The organism is Aneurinibacillus migulanus (assembly GCF_001274715.1).
Classification (GTDB): domain Bacteria; phylum Bacillota; class Bacilli; order Aneurinibacillales; family Aneurinibacillaceae; genus Aneurinibacillus; species Aneurinibacillus migulanus.
This window is the reverse complement of sequence record NZ_LGUG01000004.1, coordinates 4,316,762-4,334,346: the sequence shown is the minus strand read 5'-3', so window position 1 is coordinate 4,334,346 and position 17,585 is coordinate 4,316,762. Positions and strand designations below refer to the sequence as shown.

The 17,585-nt window shown below is 38.0% G+C and carries 24 protein-coding genes and 4 pseudogenes; 10 read left to right on the top strand and 18 right to left on the bottom strand.

Annotated features, from left to right (window positions below):
* Positions 1-119: 119 nt before the first annotated feature.
* Positions 120-362, top strand: a complete 243-nt coding sequence (locus AF333_RS22585) for a hypothetical protein (RefSeq protein WP_043069071.1) — start codon at positions 120-122, stop codon at positions 360-362.
* Between the two features lie 64 nt (positions 363-426).
* On the opposite strand, the pseudogene AF333_RS36215 reads toward AF333_RS22585, so the two are convergent.
* Positions 427-695 (bottom strand): annotated as a pseudogene (locus AF333_RS36215) (IS4 family transposase); the annotation flags it as partial.
* A 333-nt stretch (positions 696-1,028) separates the two neighbouring features.
* Positions 1,029-1,574, bottom strand: a complete 546-nt coding sequence (locus AF333_RS22580) for a flavodoxin family protein (RefSeq protein WP_043069070.1) — start codon at positions 1,572-1,574, stop codon at positions 1,029-1,031.
* Positions 1,575-1,690: 116 nt separating this feature from the next.
* On the opposite strand from AF333_RS22580, the gene AF333_RS22575 reads away from it, so the two are divergent.
* The gene (locus tag AF333_RS22575) at positions 1,691-2,599 is read left to right on the top strand and encodes a LysR family transcriptional regulator (protein WP_043069069.1); all 909 of its coding nucleotides are present in this window, start codon (positions 1,691-1,693) and stop codon (positions 2,597-2,599) included.
* A 428-nt stretch (positions 2,600-3,027) separates the two neighbouring features.
* A complete protein-coding gene (locus AF333_RS22570) occupies positions 3,028-3,657 on the top strand; it encodes a LysE family translocator (RefSeq protein WP_043069068.1) in 630 nt (209 codons plus the stop codon).
* Between the two features lie 20 nt (positions 3,658-3,677).
* On the opposite strand, the gene AF333_RS36210 is transcribed toward AF333_RS22570, so the two are convergent.
* Positions 3,678-3,977 (bottom strand): hypothetical protein, encoded by a 300-nt coding sequence (locus AF333_RS36210; RefSeq protein ID WP_235497028.1) that lies wholly within the window; start codon positions 3,975-3,977, stop codon positions 3,678-3,680.
* 11 nt (positions 3,978-3,988) lie between these two features.
* Between AF333_RS36210 and AF333_RS33150 the strand changes: the two are divergent.
* Positions 3,989-4,207: pseudogene (locus tag AF333_RS33150) on the top strand (O-methyltransferase); the annotation flags it as partial.
* Between the two features lie 74 nt (positions 4,208-4,281).
* On the opposite strand, the gene AF333_RS22560 reads toward AF333_RS33150, so the two are convergent.
* The 9 genes and pseudogenes from AF333_RS22560 to AF333_RS22530 all read right to left on the bottom strand — a co-directional run bounded on the left by AF333_RS22560 (position 4,282) and on the right by AF333_RS22530 (position 10,404).
* Entirely contained in the window at positions 4,282-4,797 is a 516-nt protein-coding gene (locus AF333_RS22560) for an SRPBCC domain-containing protein (protein WP_043069066.1), read from the bottom strand.
* Positions 4,798-4,827: 30 nt separating this feature from the next.
* Positions 4,828-5,172, bottom strand: a complete 345-nt coding sequence (locus AF333_RS22555) for an ArsR/SmtB family transcription factor (RefSeq protein WP_043069065.1) — start codon at positions 5,170-5,172, stop codon at positions 4,828-4,830.
* Between the two features lie 291 nt (positions 5,173-5,463).
* Positions 5,464-5,979: pseudogene (locus AF333_RS22550) on the bottom strand (transposase); the annotation flags it as partial.
* 63 nt (positions 5,980-6,042) lie between these two features.
* Positions 6,043-6,174, bottom strand: coding sequence for a hypothetical protein (locus tag AF333_RS36970; RefSeq protein WP_268753636.1), 132 nt, complete (start codon positions 6,172-6,174; stop codon positions 6,043-6,045).
* Complete coding sequence (locus tag AF333_RS37700) at positions 6,140-6,379, bottom strand: transposase (RefSeq protein ID WP_081003393.1); 240 nt, start codon at positions 6,377-6,379, stop codon at positions 6,140-6,142. Before AF333_RS37700 ends, AF333_RS36970 begins: the two co-directional genes overlap by 35 nt.
* Positions 6,380-6,982: 603 nt before the next feature.
* Positions 6,983-7,681 carry an ABC transporter permease gene (locus AF333_RS22545; protein WP_043069064.1) on the bottom strand — a complete coding sequence of 233 codons (699 nt, stop codon included), beginning with the start codon at positions 7,679-7,681 and terminating at the stop codon, positions 6,983-6,985.
* A 63-nt stretch (positions 7,682-7,744) separates the two neighbouring features.
* Positions 7,745-8,668, bottom strand: coding sequence for an ATP-binding cassette domain-containing protein (locus AF333_RS22540; RefSeq protein ID WP_043069063.1), 924 nt, complete (start codon positions 8,666-8,668; stop codon positions 7,745-7,747).
* A gap of 97 nt (positions 8,669-8,765) precedes the next feature.
* Positions 8,766-9,701: a sensor histidine kinase gene (locus AF333_RS22535; protein WP_043069062.1), complete on the bottom strand. Its 936-nt coding sequence runs from the start codon at positions 9,699-9,701 to the stop codon at positions 8,766-8,768.
* A 1-nt stretch (position 9,702) separates the two neighbouring features.
* Positions 9,703-10,404, bottom strand: coding sequence for a response regulator transcription factor (locus tag AF333_RS22530; RefSeq protein WP_074715285.1), 702 nt, complete (start codon positions 10,402-10,404; stop codon positions 9,703-9,705).
* Positions 10,405-11,078: 674 nt separating this feature from the next.
* Between AF333_RS22530 and AF333_RS36965 the strand changes: the two genes are divergently transcribed.
* Positions 11,079-11,210 (top strand): hypothetical protein, encoded by a 132-nt coding sequence (locus AF333_RS36965; protein ID WP_268753635.1) that lies wholly within the window; start codon positions 11,079-11,081, stop codon positions 11,208-11,210.
* Positions 11,211-11,445: 235 nt separating this feature from the next.
* Here the strand turns inward: AF333_RS36965 and AF333_RS22525 are convergent, their stop codons facing one another.
* Entirely contained in the window at positions 11,446-12,417 is a 972-nt protein-coding gene (locus tag AF333_RS22525; RefSeq protein ID WP_043069061.1) for an aldo/keto reductase, read from the bottom strand.
* Between the two features lie 94 nt (positions 12,418-12,511).
* On the opposite strand from AF333_RS22525, the gene AF333_RS36205 reads away from it, so the two are divergent.
* The gene (locus AF333_RS36205) at positions 12,512-12,715 is read left to right on the top strand and encodes a hypothetical protein (RefSeq protein ID WP_235496879.1); all 204 of its coding nucleotides are present in this window, start codon (positions 12,512-12,514) and stop codon (positions 12,713-12,715) included.
* A 168-nt stretch (positions 12,716-12,883) separates the two neighbouring features.
* Here the strand turns inward: AF333_RS36205 and AF333_RS36200 are convergent, their stop codons facing one another.
* The 4 genes and pseudogenes from AF333_RS36200 to AF333_RS36185 form a co-directional block, all read right to left on the bottom strand.
* On the bottom strand, positions 12,884-13,108 hold the full coding sequence (locus AF333_RS36200) for a hypothetical protein (protein ID WP_235497027.1): 225 nt from the start codon (positions 13,106-13,108) through the stop codon (positions 12,884-12,886).
* A 4-nt stretch (positions 13,109-13,112) separates the two neighbouring features.
* Positions 13,113-13,277: pseudogene (locus tag AF333_RS36195) on the bottom strand (transposase); the annotation flags it as partial.
* A gap of 112 nt (positions 13,278-13,389) precedes the next feature.
* On the bottom strand, positions 13,390-13,545 hold the full coding sequence (locus tag AF333_RS36190) for a winged helix-turn-helix domain-containing protein (protein ID WP_235356741.1): 156 nt from the start codon (positions 13,543-13,545) through the stop codon (positions 13,390-13,392).
* A gap of 30 nt (positions 13,546-13,575) precedes the next feature.
* Positions 13,576-13,887 (bottom strand): helix-turn-helix domain-containing protein, encoded by a 312-nt coding sequence (locus AF333_RS36185; RefSeq protein ID WP_052812421.1) that lies wholly within the window; start codon positions 13,885-13,887, stop codon positions 13,576-13,578.
* Positions 13,888-14,076: 189 nt separating this feature from the next.
* On the opposite strand from AF333_RS36185, the gene AF333_RS22510 reads away from it, so the two are divergent.
* The 3 genes from AF333_RS22510 (at position 14,077) to AF333_RS22500 (ending at position 15,952) form a co-directional block, all read left to right on the top strand.
* A complete protein-coding gene (locus AF333_RS22510; RefSeq protein ID WP_043069059.1) occupies positions 14,077-14,562 on the top strand; it encodes a GyrI-like domain-containing protein in 486 nt (161 codons plus the stop codon).
* 30 nt (positions 14,563-14,592) lie between these two features.
* Entirely contained in the window at positions 14,593-15,099 is a 507-nt protein-coding gene (locus AF333_RS22505) for an RrF2 family transcriptional regulator (RefSeq protein ID WP_043069058.1), read from the top strand.
* A 508-nt stretch (positions 15,100-15,607) separates the two neighbouring features.
* Positions 15,608-15,952, top strand: a complete 345-nt coding sequence (locus tag AF333_RS22500; protein WP_052520572.1) for an aegerolysin family protein — start codon at positions 15,608-15,610, stop codon at positions 15,950-15,952.
* 317 nt (positions 15,953-16,269) lie between these two features.
* On the opposite strand, the gene AF333_RS36180 is transcribed toward AF333_RS22500, so the two are convergent.
* Positions 16,270-16,428, bottom strand: a complete 159-nt coding sequence (locus tag AF333_RS36180) for a hypothetical protein (protein ID WP_235496877.1) — start codon at positions 16,426-16,428, stop codon at positions 16,270-16,272.
* Positions 16,429-16,523: 95 nt separating this feature from the next.
* On the opposite strand from AF333_RS36180, the gene AF333_RS22495 reads away from it, so the two are divergent.
* A complete protein-coding gene (locus tag AF333_RS22495) occupies positions 16,524-17,036 on the top strand; it encodes an HXXEE domain-containing protein (RefSeq protein ID WP_043069057.1) in 513 nt (170 codons plus the stop codon).
* Positions 17,037-17,585 lie beyond the last annotated feature (549 nt).

Here is a 17,585-nt window from a genome sequence, read left to right as displayed (position 1 = left end):
CTCCAGTATAATAAATATGTGCAAATATAGAGGAAAATAAATACAATTTTATGAAGTCTCGCTGGAAAAGTTGACCGAACGTATCGCGTCAGGTGAGGCGTCTGTCTTCTGGATTTACAATGAGAAAGAAGGCTTTGTTCCTTGGCATGTCGCCTTTGTCAGACAGCGAGTTTAAGGTGGCCGAATCTCGCTATCATATTACCTTTTCAGAGGATTTGCTTTATAAGACCGTACTGCCTTCGGGGCCCTATTTGTTTTTGAAGCTGCTTACGGCCTTGCTGGACATCGGTTTTTTCATAAACAAGGAAAGCTTTGCTAAAGCAGGGATCGACACCGGGCGATACGATAAGCATAGCTGGTAGCAGCTTTAAGCTAAAAGCAGAACCTTATTGAGCAGCCATCCATTCAACTATGAGAAACATAGTGATGAGGCAACACACCAGATGCATTCATATTTTGTGTAAGAAGATTGGACAAAACACGTTGGAGAAACGCTACAGTTGCAGCGTTAAATCTCTGATTCAGCCATTCTAGGCTTATAAGAACATCTGTAGAAGATGCAAGGCAGCTACATAACTGTGTCAAGGTATTGCTTGCTACTTTCTGACTTAGCCATACACATAATGCCAATAAGTCTTGTGCCCAATATTGCTCCTTCTCTGAACAAAGCCAACCTCTCTAGCCAATTTCTGAAGAACAAGAAATGAGCAGACTATGGATATCATGATCATCTTCTACCACTAATATTTTACTTATCATTATTTTAATCCCTCTCTTTTTTACCTTAATTATAATGCTTAACGAATTATATAAGTTACGGTTAATATTTTGACATGGTAGCGTGGTTGGAAGGAGGAGGGATAGAGAAAGGGTGGATACGCCCTGCGCCCCGGCAGAAAAAGGCGGACGTGTCTTTTTCCAACCTCTGATTTTTTCCTTCTTTTCTTATCTCTCACCACAAGAATTTGATAAATTAACAAATAGTTGAAGAAAGACTGTTCATTTTAGACTTGTCTTTCTTGTAGCTATTATAAGTGTTTTAATCGTTTATTTAATAGGTTGGCTTGATATAACGCTTGCTGATCTTGTAAAATATCACCCGGTTGATTACCTTCTCCTAAAATATATGTTGAAAAACGCATATTTAGGAAATCAAAAGTATATTGAAATTGTTGAATGAGAGGTAGCCCTTTTATTCTTGGTTCATCACCACCAACAGCTATCACGATTGCCTCTATAGACTGTAAGTGTTCTTTTAACTGTGGAAATCGTTCATCTCGTATCGCTTGGCTTAATCGGTCAATCATGTTTTTCATAATACCCGACATACTATACCAATAGATTGGAGTAGAAAAGACGATGAGGTCACTTTCTAGGAAAGCTTTTATAATGGTGTCATAATCATCACTTACTAATTGAAAGCCGCCTTCAGCATGGCGTAAATCATGAATGGGCTGAATGGATAAGTTTTTTAAATAAATTTTACGATGTTTTATCCCCCTCGTAACCAAATCCGCTAGTTGTTCACTGTTGCTTTCCTCTCTGGAGCTACCTATGAATGTTGTAATGTTCATATAGATCATTCCTTTCTATACTTTCGTATAGAAAAAGCTTATACTTAAATTCGTTATTAAAAAAGATGAACATTTCTATTGTATTAATCGATAAATCCGATTTAGGAGTACGACATATGGATATTAAGCATTTACATACATTTTTAATTGCTGCCGAAACATTAAATTTTACGCAAACAGCAAAAATATTAGATTACGCACAGTCTAGCATTACGGCTCAAATCAAGTCTTTAGAGAGAGAATTAGGGACACCTTTATTTGAGCGTTTAGGAAAACGAATTTATTTAACAAAGGCCGGTATGCAATTAAAACAATATGCACAAAAGATGGTAGATCTTAATGAAACCATGAGGAGAGTATTATCCAATCAAGATGAATCGAATGTAGTTTTAACAATCGGGGCACAGGAAAGTCAATGTACTTATCGTTTACCAAATATTTTGCAATTGTTTAAAAATCGTCACCCAAAGGTGAAACTAGTGTTTAAGCCTGTTCATACAATCGAGGCTGCCAAGGATTTATTGCAGTCTGGTAGTTTGGATTTGGCTTTTGTTACAGATACACATAAAGAAACACCAATGCTTTATACAGAGCAATTAATCGAAGAAGATTTGGTATTTGTAGTGGCACCTTCACACCATCTAACTCATAATAAGAATTTAACCATACAGAATATTGCACAAGAAACGATATTATTAACGGAAAAAGGCTGCTCTTATCGAACTCAATTCGAATATCAATGTAATTTAGAAGGTATTTATCCAGAACAAATAATTGAATTTGCTAGTATTGAAGCGATAAAGCAGTGCGTGATTGCCGGATTAGGTATGACATTGTTACCAAAAATGACAGTTAAAAAAGAGTTAGAAAAAGGACGATTAACAGAACTGGAAACAACGATTACAATGGGACAAATATGTACTAAGCTTGCGTGGCATAAGGATAAATATATATCCTCTTATTTGGAAGACTTCATAGAGATTGCCTGCGAACAGTATAAATTGTTTAACGGACATTCTATATAAATTACACCTAATATTTTGACAGGGTAGCGTGGTTGGAAGGAGGAGGGATGGAGAAAGAAGAGGGTGGATACGCCCTACGCCCCGGCAGAAGAAAGGTAAACGTGTCTTTTTCCGACCGCTCCCGCTCTTCCTTCTTTCTTACCTCTCACCACAAGAGTTTGTCGATTTATCAAATCAGATATATATAGTAAAAATGTCTAAGAATTTGTATAATAATCTATGATAAGCAAAGGTGTATAACAATAACAGAGGATGGATGCATGAATAGGACGCAAGGGGCTTGGGCTATGCTGGTGTGGTTCGGCTCGAATGCAACCAAGGGCCGACATCTCAGCGATTGAGAAAGTTGAATCCTTCATTGCGGTACAAGACAATGGCGGGCAATGTCCATTGCCTAAGCAACCATCACTACAATTCTAGGAGGAGCAATGTCGTTACAAATCTTATTACTGTTTATCCCTGCCTGCTTCGCCTTGAACATGGCATTCGGGCCTAATAATTTGCTGTCCCTGATGAACGGGGCACGTCATGGTGCAAACGCCGCCATCGCAGCATCTGTGGGCCGACTTGTTGCTTTCGTAATCATGATTGCTATCGCCGCTTTAGGTCTAGGCGCACTTTTGATGACATCTGAGGTGCTTTTCTCGGCCGTCAAATGGCTTGGTGCCACATATCTGGTTTGGATAGGCTTAAAGGTGTTTTTAACAAAGTCACCCGCACAAAGTACCTCACCCACCCTCGATAGCAATTACTCGTTGTTCGACATGGCGAAGAAGGAATTTATCGTTGCCTCTGGTAACCCGAAGGCAATCCTTATATTTACGGCGTTCTTCCCGCAGTTCATTGAGCCAAACGCCTATGCTCAAAGCTTTATGACTATGGGCATCATATACCTGGTCCTGGAAGCAGCAGCGGTTGCAATCTATGCGTTCATCGGTGCCCGGCTTGGAACCTATGCCAGAAATACGAATGCTTTCCGTTGGATCAATCGGCTTAGTGGCTCCCTGATGATCGCTTTCGGCGTGTTGCTGGCATTTGCCCGCAAGCCAGCAACTTAAGGTATGACTGTCGTGGAAACCTAAGTTTTGCAACAATCAACTCGGAAAAATAGGGAATTTGTCATCACTCGGTAACAGCCTTTAAAAAGGCTGTTTTTATTTTTTAGCTTGGATTTTGAAATGTTAGCGGTACCCCAATTTATATAAGTTACACCTAATATTTTGACAGGGTAGCGTGGTTGGAAGGAGGAGGGATGGGGAAAGAAGAGGGTGGATACGCCCTGCGCCCCGGCGAAGAAAGGCAAACGTGTCTTTTTCCGACCCCTCCCGTTCTTCCTTCTTTTCTTACCTCTCACCACAAAAGTTTGTCGATTTATCAAATCAGATGTATATATCTAAAGCTGTTTTTGGCGAACAAGTATCATATATTACCGGACCAGCTTTGCAAAGTCTTGAAAAACTAGCCGACGATAATAAGCGATTTGATTTTTTCTTTATCGATGCTGACAAAGAAAATTATGAAAATTACCTAATATATTGCATTAGACTGGCGGAATCGGGTGCTTTAATAGTTACTGATAACGCACTTGCGGGCGGTAAAGGGTTAAATCACTGGTTTCAAAAAAACGCCAAAATCAAAACAGCCGCCAGCTCTCAAAGCCAGGCGGCTGTTCCCATATTTCCTTACTTGACCTCGTTCAGACGCTCTTCTAGACGGTCCCAAGTTTCGGTGATACCCTGTAGCATACCCATGTCCATGACGGTCTTGAGAGCCTCCGCAGACACATATTCAGCGCGGTTGACCAGCTTCGTCTTGCCGCCCAGATCGATGAATTTCATCGTGATTTCAGTCGATGGCATGGTCTCGTTCGTATTACCTTCGGCATCCGAAAAATAATCGGTGTAGATGATCGTCTCCGGCTCGACAATTTCCTTATAAACGCCTTTGCCCCAAGATTCCATGCCGTAAAATTGACCTTGGTTCTGATCGACACACTTCATACAGTAGTGCCAAACGCCACCCGGTCGGAAATCGACGTTGCAAACTGGAAGCTCCCAGCCTCTCGGTCCCCACCAACGCTTGAGATGCTCAGGCTCTTTAAACATCTTGAACACGAGATCGCGCGGCGCGTCGAAAACGCGCTCCAGCACCAGCACCCGCTCGTTCTCTACCCTCGAAACCATTGCGTTGTTTGACATTGTAAATCCTCCTCATCCATTTGAATGATCTTATGATTTTTCCTTGTTTTGCAGTTCCCGCAAGTAGTCTTCCAGATTGTCGAATCTGTCTTCCATGACGCGCTGGAAGGACTTCACCCAAGAATCCAGCGCTTGGAAGGGCTCGGGCCGGAGCTTGTAGATCCGGCGGTTGGCTTCGGCCTTCACTTCCAAAATCCCATTGTCGCTAAGCACCTTCAAATGCTTCGAGGCTTGGGGCTGGCGAAGCCCCAACCGGTCGGCGATTTCCCCCACGGTTAGGGGACCATCGCGCAAGAGTTCAACGATATCCATACGATTCGGTTCGGCCAAAGCTCTCAGTGTCGTCATGTCCATGCCCGGATTCTTTCCTGACATGCCGCTCACCTCATTAAATGATAGTCTCTCGGTATAATCTCATCTCCTTCATCACTATGGTTATCTTCCTGTTGATTTAAATATACATCACAAGGAATATTCCTGTAAAGGAATATTAAAAAAATAAAATGGCATCCGTTTCTGTTACGAGGGGGAATACCACACATCCATCAAGCTAACAATAAAGAAATGACATACATAATAGAATTAGGCTAGTTTTTTTGGTTTTTAAGCAGTCAACAAGAATTTTAGACATGCTTAAATAAGCCTCCATAGGCTTTGCATTTTTTTCTATGCAACAGCGTGAAGTCTTTGTGTATGCTCATATACTACACCCAGGATGTCAAACACTGTTTTCTTCTCATACCAATGGGTCTTGTGCCCATTCTTTTCAATCATTTGAAAAAGTCGATGAAGGACTTGCTGGACATCCTGCGTTTGTTTTCGCAAAGCATCATGTAGCGATAGAAAATATCCTTTTACAATACAGATCGCTTTGAATTCACTCATTTCTTTCTTTTTCTTTATCAGAAGAAGTTTGCACATTTGAAACATAAGAGGAGAACTAAGTATAATGGCAATCAACTGCCCATATACATGCCATTCAAATCGCTCTGTTTTTATCAACTTGCACCGATTGATTTGAAAAATCGATTTCCACGTCTTAAACAAAATCTCGATTTGCCGGCGTAATACATAAAGGTCATGAATTTGTTCCTTTTTCACGTATTGCTCTGGAGTATTCGCTATGTAAATGTTGATAGCACTCAAGCGTTTTGTACGCTCTTTATAGGTAATGCCTTTCTTTTTTTTCTTGTTGAATACGCATTATAAGTCGTTTCTGTGTTTGTTCTCCGGTCAGCTTATAAATTAATAGCCGTGTTCGTAATTTTTGTCGCCTCCAAGATATACTTCGAGAAGTTCCATGATCTCTCCCGGCTCAAGACGATCCATAATAGCTTCTATATCAATTTCTTTGTATAAAGATTGTTTTTTGACCATCTTTGAATCGCTCCATATTTTCGTTTTTTTCATACACACGGACATTTACCTTTAACCTCGAAACGTAAAAAGCGTCCCGTTCCTCTATTTCTTTAAAGTTACCTAAAGAGAAGTATCCTAAATCACGAATACAAAGATCCTTTTCTTCTACTTTTGGTTCGTTGTGTGCTATATAATCCGTCGCTATTTTTACCAGGACCAACATCTACTTGTAAAAAAGATCCGATTTTCAAATACGAAAACGGTGAAAATACGATTCAAGTTCGCAAGCTAATGATGATGAGAGTATGAGCTTTTCCTGGAGCAGCGTGGAAAAAAGTTTTTGAAGAAAGATTACAGCTGATGCATTAAACCGTTTGTTTAGATTTGACGCTTATGGATCCTTCAGTTTGTTTAAACAACGCCTTTGAGTTGGTCATAAAGTTTTCCCTTGTGCTAAACGTGACAATCAAAACCGGATTACCATTGTTATTTTTGTCTACTCGATAAGTTAGTACATAGCTTGTCCCTTGATTATACAAATCGGCGATTTAAAGCAGAGTGAATGAGTTAACGATAGCCGTCATAATAGCACAGCAGCCAAGCAGAACGACCTGCCATGCCTATTTATTTCCAACGCCTTTACATTTACTTACAAGCGGTGAAACAATACCTATAATTAACAATAATATACCTAATATCGTTCCTAATATGATACCTATTTCCATTTCTTATGCTCCTTTATTCATCCATTCGATGGATTTTCTGTATCAATTCCATCGTAATAAAAATACCGGGTATAGGTTTAAAATCACTGAACAACCATCACTTAATCTAAATCAATGCAGTCAATTTTCCGAATGGTTGACACAACAATGCCAAGAGCAATTAATGCTAAGGCAAGCGGAATATAAATAATACTGGCTAATGAGAAATTCGGACCTACCGATTGGCATGTCACACTAACGATTAGTATCGAGGAAATAATCGTTGCTGGTGTAGAATATTTTCTCATCCCGAAATATAACGGTACAAGTGCCGCCCCTGCACTCGCCAGGCTAAACATGATTACTTTTAATATCTCCGCAAAAAAATCGATCGTGGTAAAACTTATTACAGAAGTAAAATGAAAGATTTGATTCAATCCAATAAAACAAACAATCACTACTATATTAGAGATTGCCATCGTAATGAATGTCATACAAAAGATAAGAATCAATTTTGCACTAAGGATCTTTTTTCGATTGATTGGATATGAAAACGTGACAAGTATCGTTCGATTCTTAAACTCATCAATAATCATTTTTGAAATGAGCACAGCGGCAAACACAATAAAGATGCCTCTGACAAAGGCTCCACTTATCGTAAAAAATTCTGTCGTTGTTTTGAATGTTTGGATGCCTTCACTATTTTCAATTGCAGGAATTATACATAAAAAACCTAGAATGATTATATTCGCAAGAATAGCACCTTTGATAAACCATCCTAATTTATTCTTTTTTGATTCAAGTTTTATTAAATGAAACAAAGTGAGCCGCTCCTTAACTTTTAGTATGTTACTTTATTGAAAACTCTTCTCTTCATCCAAGAATTAACTCGTGGGCTGATCTAACTCAACTTTTTTTATGAAATATTCTTCTAATGATGTCCGTTTTTTATTAATAGACTCAATGCTGATATCTTCCAGTATTAATGTCTTAGAGATGGCCGATTGAGGCACTTCTGTGGCATAGATTCGAATGACTTGATGATCAATTACCTTTAAGTTATTGATACCCAGTTTATCATGCAGAATCATGGCTGCTTTTCTTTGATTACTTGTCACTAACTCAATATATTCTGTATTTCTCGCCTTTATCGCATCCATTGGCGCCTCTTCAATAAGCTTACCGCTTTTAATGACACCGATTGTGTCTGCAATCTGCTCAATTTCACCAATAATGTGACTGGAAATTAAAAGAGTCATTCCGTATTCTTTATTAAGCATTTTGAATAACTGTCTCATAGCCTTAATTCCAGCAGGGTCTAATCCGTTTATAGGTTCATCTAAAATTAAAAACTCCGGTTTTGTAATAATAGCTCTTGCGACACAAAGGCGCTGTCTCATCCCCAATGAAATGTTTTTCGGAAGCTTATTTTCTACATTTTCAAGACCAACCCTGTCCAAAGCGTCACGAATAGCCTGTTTATTATGGTATCCCATGTAGGCACAATGTAGCTCTAAATTTTCTAAAACCGTCATTTTTTCAAAAAAGATCGGATATTCAATCATACTTCCTATTCTCTTTAAATAATCGAATGAATTATGTTTTAGTGGTTCCCCGAAGATCGTAATGTCTCCATATGATGGTTTAATCATATTTGTCAGCATTTTCATAACGGTTGACTTACCTGCACCATTGGCTCCGAGAAACCCATATATTTCCCCTTTTTTTATGTTCATATTTACATTGGAAACAACATCTTTCTCTTGAAATTTTTTTGTCAAATTGTTTGTTTGTACAACATAGCTCATTATTACCCTCCTCGTTATTCTAGCTGCTTTTATTCTATCGAGAGACTCTTACTTTTTTCTGCCTTAATTCTTACAAAAATCTTAAGAGAAGAGATAGCTATCCCTTGAGTCGTTTCAATGAAAATGTAAATGACGTTTTTTCAAACGATTTTGATTGTACGGAAATGTTTCCTTCCATCTCTTCAATAAGTCTTTTTGTAATGGTTAAACCTAAACCACTACCCTGAAATGCTTTGTTTCTGGATTCTTCAAGTGTAAACATACGTTCAAATACACTTTCCTGCTCGGTTTCATTCAACCCTTTTCCTTTATCAGATATTTCAACATATACGTGCGTTTCATCACAAAATACCTTTAAACCGATCATCTTCCCATCTGCACCATAGCGAATAGCATTTGAAATCAAGTTATTTAATACACGGTTTAATGCTTCCTCATTTCCTAGTGCAAAAATAGCCTTTTCTGGTATCTCGATGACAACTTCTAGTCCTTTTGTTTGGATCCATTCATAGAATAATAGAATATTATTTTTACAAATCTCGGTTAAATTAACTTTTTCAAGCGGAACCTCTTTATCACCGGACTCTAATTTAGCTAAATCAAAAAAAGTATTCATTAGCGTAATGAGTTCTAAAGATTTAGTATGTACTTTTTGTAGTAACCGTGTTCTTTCTTGGTCATTAATATAAGGTTGGTTCTGAAGTATTTCAATATAACCTGCAATCACCGTAAGAGGTGTTTTTAGATCGTGAGATATGTTAGCCAACATCCGTTTCATCGAGGCTTCCATTTTTACAAACTGCCGTGAATTTTCTTTATTCTCATCTATTAGTTGATTTAACTGAATGAGAAGGTTAATCAGCTGCTTATTTTCAGATACGACTAGAATCTGTTCCTTTGAGTGGGATCTTGTTATTTGTTCAAGTTTATTTGTTATATAGATAAGGTCCTTATTTCTTGCCTTTTTGGTTTGGTATTGGAAAACATTGCATATAAGAAGGATGATAACGAGACAGCTTAATACGGCAATCATTTTAAAATTCTCCCAATTTGTATCCAATCCCCCATAATGTTTTAATATAGGTTGGTTTAGATGGGGTATCTTCAATTTTTTCTCTTAGGCGACTTATATGAACGTTAATAACATTTTCGTCACCATAGTAATCGTCCTCCCAAACAGAACGATAAATTTGTTCTTTTGTAAATACCTTCTTCTGATTTTCAAAAAACAAGTGAAGAATCTTCCATTCCGTAGATGTTAAATTGATCTCTACACCCCTCTTCATGACGCGATGATTCTCTGTGTCCAGCTCAATCTCATGTACTTTAATTATTGATTTACTTAACTCTGTTTGGTTGACTATGTACTGTGTCGATCTTCTTATAGCAGCTTTCACCCTTGCCGCAAGTTCGACCATTGAAAATGGTTTAGTGATATAGTCATCCGCCCCAAAACCAAGCCCTAACGCTTTATCAACATCGCTGTCTTTTGCTGACATAATAATTACTGGAACGTAACTCTTAGTTCGTACCATTTTAAGAAAGTCCATACCATTTAACTTTGGCAACATTAAATCTAACAAAACCAAATCATAATGCGCATGCTTAAAGGCGCTCTCTGCCGCCTCGCCATCAAAGGCACATTCAACATTAAAGGCCTCATTATTTAAATATATTTTTACCATATCACTAATAGCTGGATCATCTTCAACAAGTAAAATAGTTTTTTGCACCAAAAACAACGCCTCTCCTGCAATACTTTTATATAATCGATTATCAAATTCAATCAACGAATTATAGCAATATAATCATTCATTTGCCGCATATTCAACAAACGTCTCCTTATGTTTTAGATTCCAGAGTCATTTCAGAAGTGACTGATAAAATCAAAGCAGTTATCCCAGCTAACTTGCTAAAACTATCTTATCGTTACAAATTCCCCCTATCACTTCTTCAACAATTTGACCCTTTAATGGAACAACTCTATTGTTATTCAACAGTTCCTTAATCCACCTTTTAATTCAGATGTTCTTTTCCTTTCACTATAAAAATACCCCTTTAGATAACATATCCAAAGGGGTAAAACGGTGCAACTTTTTTATAAATGGTTAAACTTTATTTCAGCCCCACACTTGAGATATAGAAGCAGTCATAAAAAATGCACTGTCCTTTCTATGGGTCATAGAGAAAGAATAGTGCATTTTTTTGCTTTGGGGGTATTTGTTGCTCCTAGCTTGATAGCGATGGGGGAATACCAACGAAACTGACACCATCCGCAAAGTAAATGGTGATAAAAGTGAAACAGATACCTTTTCTTTTGCCTCCAAGCCTGTTCCGTTCTCGATGAATTTTCACGCATTCTTCCCATCCGTTTTTGGATAAGGCATGGTAATAACTATATACATCTGATTTGATAAATCGGCAAACTTTTGTGGTGAGAGGGAAGAAAAGAAGGAAGGGCGGTGGGCGGGAGCGGTCGGAAAAAGACACGTTGGCCTTTTTTGCTGGAGCGCAGGGCGCATCCAACCTCTTCTTTTTCTGAATCACCTGCTTCCAACCACGCTACCCTGTCAAAATATCAAGTGTAATTTATATAGATGCCATACAGACGGTTGTTTTTGCTCCAAAAAAGTAACCTTCACATTTCTCACACTAAGACCAAAAACCTTAATATAAAAGTAAAGTTATAAAAACAAACCCTAAAAGAAATTTTTACAACTTGCCGAAGGTTGTGCACTAAATTAGACGTACTCTGTGGTTTCGGGAGATTATCTATGCTATAGATTATCTAGGGTGGTGCTTGAAATTTCAAAGTCTCCCACGATTTGTCTGGCAATATTGTCAATTCTTATGAGGTCTTCTTCATTTAATATGACTTCCAATGCCTTACTATTCTCAACTAGATTTTTTTCTCTTCTAGTTCCTGGAATTGGCACAATATCTTCTCCTTGAAGTAAAACCCAAGCGAGAGCCACTTGAGAGGGGGAAATCCTTTTTTCGCGTGCAATTTCCTTAAGTTCTGAAACCAAATCAAGATTTTTCTTGAAATTTTCACCTTGAAATCGTGAGAAGTGACGCCTAATATCATGCTCGGAAAAATCTTCGAAACTTGTTATTCTTCCTGTTAAAAATCCTTTTCCAAGAGGACTATATGCGACAATACCTACTTCCAGTTCCCTTGCCGTTGGTAATACTTGTTCAATCTCGCGACTCCACAAGGAATACTCAACTTGTAAGGCGGTGATGGGATAGATTTTATTGGCTCTGATGAGTGTATCTGTCCCTACATTAGAAAGTCCAAGAAAGCGAACTTTCCCTTCTTTTACAAGCTCACTCATAGCTCCTACTGTTTCTTCAATAGGTACATTAGGATCGAGCATGTGTTGATAATACAAATCAATATAGTCCGTTCCTATCCTGCGTAAACTTTCATCAATAGCCTTTCTCAGGTATTCTGGATGTCCATTTATTCCAGTAACGTTGCCCTGTGCATCCCTTACAACTCCAAATTTAGTGGCTACAATGGTTTTGGAACGTCTTCCCTTTAAAGCTTTACCAACAAGGATTTCATTTGAGCCGCCAACACCGTACATGTCAGCAGTATCCAAGAAGTCTATACCCAAGTCAAGTGCCTTATGAATAGTTGATATGGATTCTTTCTCATCGGTTGCGCCATAAAATTCAGACATCCCCATACATCCAAGACCCAAAGCGGATACCTCTAATTGACCTAGTCTTCGTTTTTTCATATACGTGTCACACCAGCCTTTAGAAGAATTTATTATTAATGGTAAATATCCTATAAATGCTGCCCCGCGGAAGCAGTAACTATATACATCTAATTTGATAAATCGACAAATTTTTATGGTGAGAGGGAAGAAAAGAAGGAAGGGCGGCGGGCGGGAGCGGTCGGAAAAAGACACGCTGGCCTTTTTTCTGCCGGAGCGCAGGGCGCATCCACCCTCTTCTTTTTTCCGAATCTCCTCCTTTCAACCACACTCCCTTGTCAAACTATCAAGTGTAATTTATATAAAATATATAGGATAACTTCAAAAATAAATAGACTTTTTCTTTCAGGTGAGTTATTCTAATGATAGAGTGCGCCCATAAGAGATTCTCATTAACCTTCTATTTAAATAATAAAAATAAACAAGCCAATCAAGATATAACGAAATCTTGATTGGCTTTTATTTTCTTAATTTATATAAATCGCGATTAAGAATTCGACAAATGAACGTTTGCAATACGTGACAATACCCTTTCCATGTTTTCTTCTACGTAATGAGTAAAATCATCAACGGTTTGTGCGATCGAAGCTTGTGTAGGATGAAAACGATTGGCGATGACGACTTCCTTTAGCCCTTTCCACATGCGCTCGACCGGAATTGGGCGAGTAAGGCGGCAGATAGATACAGAAAAGTCGCTCCCGGTTTGTTTCAAAAAAAGGCTGCAGCTCTTTTGCTTTGTGGATACGGGCATTGTCTATGACAAGGATGACGCGTTTGCCCTCGTATCGTTCGAGAATCGCCATCAAAAAACGCTGGAAATCAGCGGTTTTACACTGCGAAGCAGGCTGACGGAAAAAATCACCCGTATGAACGTTAACCATGCCGAATAAGCCCACATAGGCATGGTGACCCGGATGTCTCTCTGCTTGCCTCGTTCGTTCCAGGTGGCATGAAGCACTTGATAGGCACGGATTCGACTTTCATCTTCATAAATCAATACGTCGTTATCGGTGAGGTTTTTTTTATCCAGTTCATCTGTTGGACAAAAGCCTCCTGTTTCTCTTTATTCGCTTTCGCCAGCGTATAGGTAGGCCGTGTGTAGCGTAAGTGTAGGCGATGAAGCAAATCTGTAATCCCGCTTTGGCTCATGGTAACGGCGAACTTGTCTTTAATTACGTACTATAAAATGCGTGTATTCCAGCAAGACTCCAGACCAAATCCTTCTTCTGTGAGATAAGGGCGTTTACCTGGCGGAGGTGTTTGTTTCAAAAGAGCCTCCATTCCACCGGTAGTAAAATTTTTGACATAAGTAGACACACTATCTCGATGAAGGCCCAGGAACCGAGCGACATCTACGCCTTTCTGGCCTTCCATGACCAGGCGAACCGCCATGACACGATGGCGAAGTTTCACCGTTTGAAGTGTACGTTCGTATGTGCGTAGCGCTTCAACTGTCCAACCATGATTACAGGTAATTTTTAACGTTCTCATTACGTATCGTCTCCTTGTCCGTTGGTTTTAGCACCAGTATAGACAACTTTTGAGAGACATAAGTATGTAGAAAAGCTAATCGCGATTTATATAGATTTACAACTGTACTTCTAAATGGAAAGAATTTCTTTACAATTAGATATATTATAGTTAATATATATCTATAATATATCTAATTTGGAGGTTTTTATGATAGATCCTAGAATTATAACAAGTAACGAAATGAATGTTATTGGAGTAGCGACGCAGACAACGAATCAAAGAGAAGCGGAGGGAAATGGAGAAATACCAAAATTATGGGGGAGATTTGCTACAGAGCAAATAGACAAAGACATTCCGAATAAGCAACGGGAAAACCAGATACTTAGCGTATATACAGATTATGAAAATGGTGTTCATGGAAAGTACTCCTACATTATTGGTTCACAAGTTAGCAATTTCTCAAACGTACCAGATGGAATGGTAGCTAAGCGAATTCCACATAGTACATATGCTGTTTTTACTTCAAATAAAGGAGACATCTCTACAGTTGTACCGGAAGCATGGGCTTTTATTTGGAGTTGGTTTCAAGAATCGGATATGGAAAGGGCATTTACATACGACTTTGAATTATATGATGAGCGAAGTCTGGATCGTAACAATGCAGAAGTGGACATATATATTGCCATTAAATAAAGATGTATATCACTAAAGGAGAAGTTCCATATGCAATATAGCATCGGTATTGAATACGCACTCCATTGTTTAACATATCTAATCCATCTTCCCAAGGGAACTAGCGTAGGGATAAAAGATTTGGCTGCATTTCAAGGAGTCTCTGAAACGTATTTGTCTAAGGCATTCACCAAACTGAAAAAGGCAGGAATCGTTCACTCTATCCCTGGCTCCAAAGGCGGGTACCGGCTAGCAAAATCTCCTGAAGATATTACATTCTTAGATGTGGTTGAGGCGATTGAAGGAACGCAGCCACACTTCCTGTGCACGGAGATTCGGCAAAGCTGTATTATCCTCCAGAATAATGAATCGCCTTCAGATTTATTTAAAGCCCCATGTACTATACATAAAGTAATGGTGGAGGCTGAACAAAAAATGAAAGACTATTTAAAAAGCAAAACATTGTCCTGGTTAAACGATAATTTGCAAGCACAGTTACCACAACATTTGCTGCAGGCTGGTAGCGAATGGTTTGAAGATGCGATGTCACGCAGATAAACTTTAAAGGCGAAAGTCGATTCTCTGTACAGTCTGAACTGTAACCCGAATAATGGACACGTAAAAAAAGTCCGTTATTCGGGTTTTTTGTATGGGGAAATGATAGGGATACAGGTATAATCAACTCAATGAATACGAGTAAGGTAAAGAAACATGAGTGAAAAATTGTTTTCTAAAATTATTCTTCAGTCTAAAGCTCTTTTTTAGCATCTCTCGCTTGTCTCTGAAGCTTCACAAAACTATCTGTATACTTCACATTCGGCAGGGATAACGACCTGAGCATATAAAACGACGTCAAAAGATATCGACATTGTAATTATATTTCTTTAATAAAATTTTTAAGAAACAAAAACGATATACAGAAATAATCTACTCAATTTCTGTATATGTTTTGTATAGATACGATTGTTGCATTTAATGTGAAATTTTAAAATAAATGTATTATTTTTACTTTTATTGAATATATTATACCTGTGTAATAAATAAATCCATAAGGAGTGATTAATTTATGTCAGCACGTGAAGTACACATTACTGTTATTAACGTTTCGAGCTTTGAATTACAATTGGAGAGTAAAACCTATCTTAATCATGGAGAATGGATTTTGACACCTACCAATGTTCCTGAAGGTGGGAACCTAAACTTCCGGGCTGACTCCGATGGTTTTGCGACAGGTGCTGAAGGCTCGATCTTTTACACAGTACCTGACGGTGAAATCAAACTCTATTTTGATGATCCTTATGTAGGATCCAATGCTTTTGCAGCCACCACTTCTTCCCCGTCTGTTTCTGTTCAAGCCGTTGGTAGCAGTGGGAATGTCTGCAAAGTGATGTATGTCATTACCAATAAATAAGAAGGTTTTATTTATCGCCATAATGAAGAGTAGGTTAGCTGTATCTTGTATGAGCCCAGATGGAGTTCAACAAGCAATTATTGAATTTGAAAAGTAACATGATATAAGTAAAAGCTACTTCACTTATCAAAAGAGTATTGGAAGTCACAAATCTTATTAATATGTAAAAAGCCATCACTGCCTAAACAATATGGGCGGTGATGGCTTTTTTTGATAAGATGCTAGATTTAGACAAAGTACTATAATCAGGCTTATCATAGAACGAAAATCAAAGTATAAGGGAGGGGGATATTCCAATGAGAATGATACTATATAAATTACACTTGATAGTTTGACAGGGGAGTGTGGTTGGAAGGAGGAGATTCGGAAAAAAAAGAGGGTGGATGCGCCCTGCGATCCGGCAGAAGAAAGGCCAGCGTGTCTTTTTTCGACCACTCCCGCCCACCGCCCTTTCTTTTTTTCTTACCTCCTATCACAAGAATATGTAAATTTATAAAGTAAGATATATATAGAACTTCTACTTATATTCTTGACTTTATAATCTATATTTTGAGTAATAAGGTGATAGAAAATGTACATCCCATTATATAAAATTTCAAAATTAAATAAATTAATTTGGTTGTTCCCACCCCTTTATTTAATTCATGATATTGAAGAAATTTTGACTGTAGAAAAGTTTCTTGTTAAACATTCGAATGTGCTACCTATTAGTATCACGACCTTACAGTTTACTTTTGCATTTTTTCTTTTATGGATTTTAACTTTATTAGGATGTTATAAAGCCTCAAAGAAAAGGCGGTTTTTAGGCATGGAAGCCTACACTTTCTTTTCATTTTTAGTCCCTGGCATATTTTTAGCAAATGGTATCGGGCACCTTTTACAATTTATTTTATTCCAATGCTATGTTCCAGGTATTATTACATCTATTTTAGTCATATATCCATATTCATTTTTTACACTGAAACACTTATTAAATGAGAATTTATTGACAACAAGAAGATTTCTTTTGTTTTTATTTTTAGGGTTCATTTTGCAAGCTCCTTTTGCATTCGTAGCACTTTTGATAGCAAAATTATTAATTTAATGATTTTGCTATTCTTTTTCTACTACCGGGGAACGCTGATTCAATAATGTCAAGATTCCCAAACGATTTATAGTATTAATCAGGGGTTCCGGTGTAAGAAATCTACTAAACTTAGGCACACTAATAATATGATGGTACCATGACTAAATTTATGACGGCGGTCACTATTTTATGATTATTTGTTACCATATAATTCTAATTAGTTACAAAAAGGGGGTAATAACGTGAGCCAACAATATTCAGTAGTTTTTGTAAACAATTCAACAAACCTTGGAGATGTATGTGTATTTTAAAAAGAATATTGGGGTTGCGAATGTACAGTCTCTCGCATGGTTTACAAAAACAACGCATCCTAACACAAGGGCCGTTTTTAAATGAAATATTGATTACAGTTTTGTTTGGGCTGAAACAGGCGAACTTGTCCCTGGTGTTCAATTCATCGCAAGTGAAGTGCTAAACGCTGACTTAACACAGAACAATACGGTTTATGTAAGTAATTATACCAGATGCAAATATTCCCCTTAAACAAGCTTCTGTAGGGATAGGGAT

Coding starts and splice junctions, on each gene's coding strand:
- AF333_RS22585 (WP_043069071.1), top strand. CDS start 120: ATGAGAAAGAAGGCTTTGTTCCTTGGCATGTCGCCTTTGTCAGACAGC.
- AF333_RS22580 (WP_043069070.1), bottom strand. CDS start 1,574: ATGAACATTACAACATTCATAGGTAGCTCCAGAGAGGAAAGCAACAGT.
- AF333_RS22575 (WP_043069069.1), top strand. CDS start 1,691: ATGGATATTAAGCATTTACATACATTTTTAATTGCTGCCGAAACATTA.
- AF333_RS22570 (WP_043069068.1), top strand. CDS start 3,028: ATGTCGTTACAAATCTTATTACTGTTTATCCCTGCCTGCTTCGCCTTG.
- AF333_RS22560 (WP_043069066.1), bottom strand. CDS start 4,797: ATGTCAAACAACGCAATGGTTTCGAGGGTAGAGAACGAGCGGGTGCTG.
- AF333_RS22555 (WP_043069065.1), bottom strand. CDS start 5,172: ATGTCAGGAAAGAATCCGGGCATGGACATGACGACACTGAGAGCTTTG.
- AF333_RS36970 (WP_268753636.1), bottom strand. CDS start 6,174: ATGGTCAAAAAACAATCTTTATACAAAGAAATTGATATAGAAGCTATT.
- AF333_RS37700 (WP_081003393.1), bottom strand. CDS start 6,379: ATGTTGGTCCTGGTAAAAATAGCGACGGATTATATAGCACACAACGAA.
- AF333_RS22540 (WP_043069063.1), bottom strand. CDS start 8,668: ATGAGCTATGTTGTACAAACAAACAATTTGACAAAAAAATTTCAAGAG.
- AF333_RS22535 (WP_043069062.1), bottom strand. CDS start 9,701: ATGATTGCCGTATTAAGCTGTCTCGTTATCATCCTTCTTATATGCAAT.
- AF333_RS22525 (WP_043069061.1), bottom strand. CDS start 12,417: ATGAAAAAACGAAGACTAGGTCAATTAGAGGTATCCGCTTTGGGTCTT.
- AF333_RS36190 (WP_235356741.1), bottom strand. CDS start 13,545: ATGAGCCAAAGCGGGATTACAGATTTGCTTCATCGCCTACACTTACGC.
- AF333_RS36185 (WP_052812421.1), bottom strand. CDS start 13,887: ATGAGAACGTTAAAAATTACCTGTAATCATGGTTGGACAGTTGAAGCG.
- AF333_RS22510 (WP_043069059.1), top strand. CDS start 14,077: ATGATAGATCCTAGAATTATAACAAGTAACGAAATGAATGTTATTGGA.
- AF333_RS22505 (WP_043069058.1), top strand. CDS start 14,593: ATGCAATATAGCATCGGTATTGAATACGCACTCCATTGTTTAACATAT.
- AF333_RS22500 (WP_052520572.1), top strand. CDS start 15,608: ATGTCAGCACGTGAAGTACACATTACTGTTATTAACGTTTCGAGCTTT.
- AF333_RS22495 (WP_043069057.1), top strand. CDS start 16,524: ATGTACATCCCATTATATAAAATTTCAAAATTAAATAAATTAATTTGG.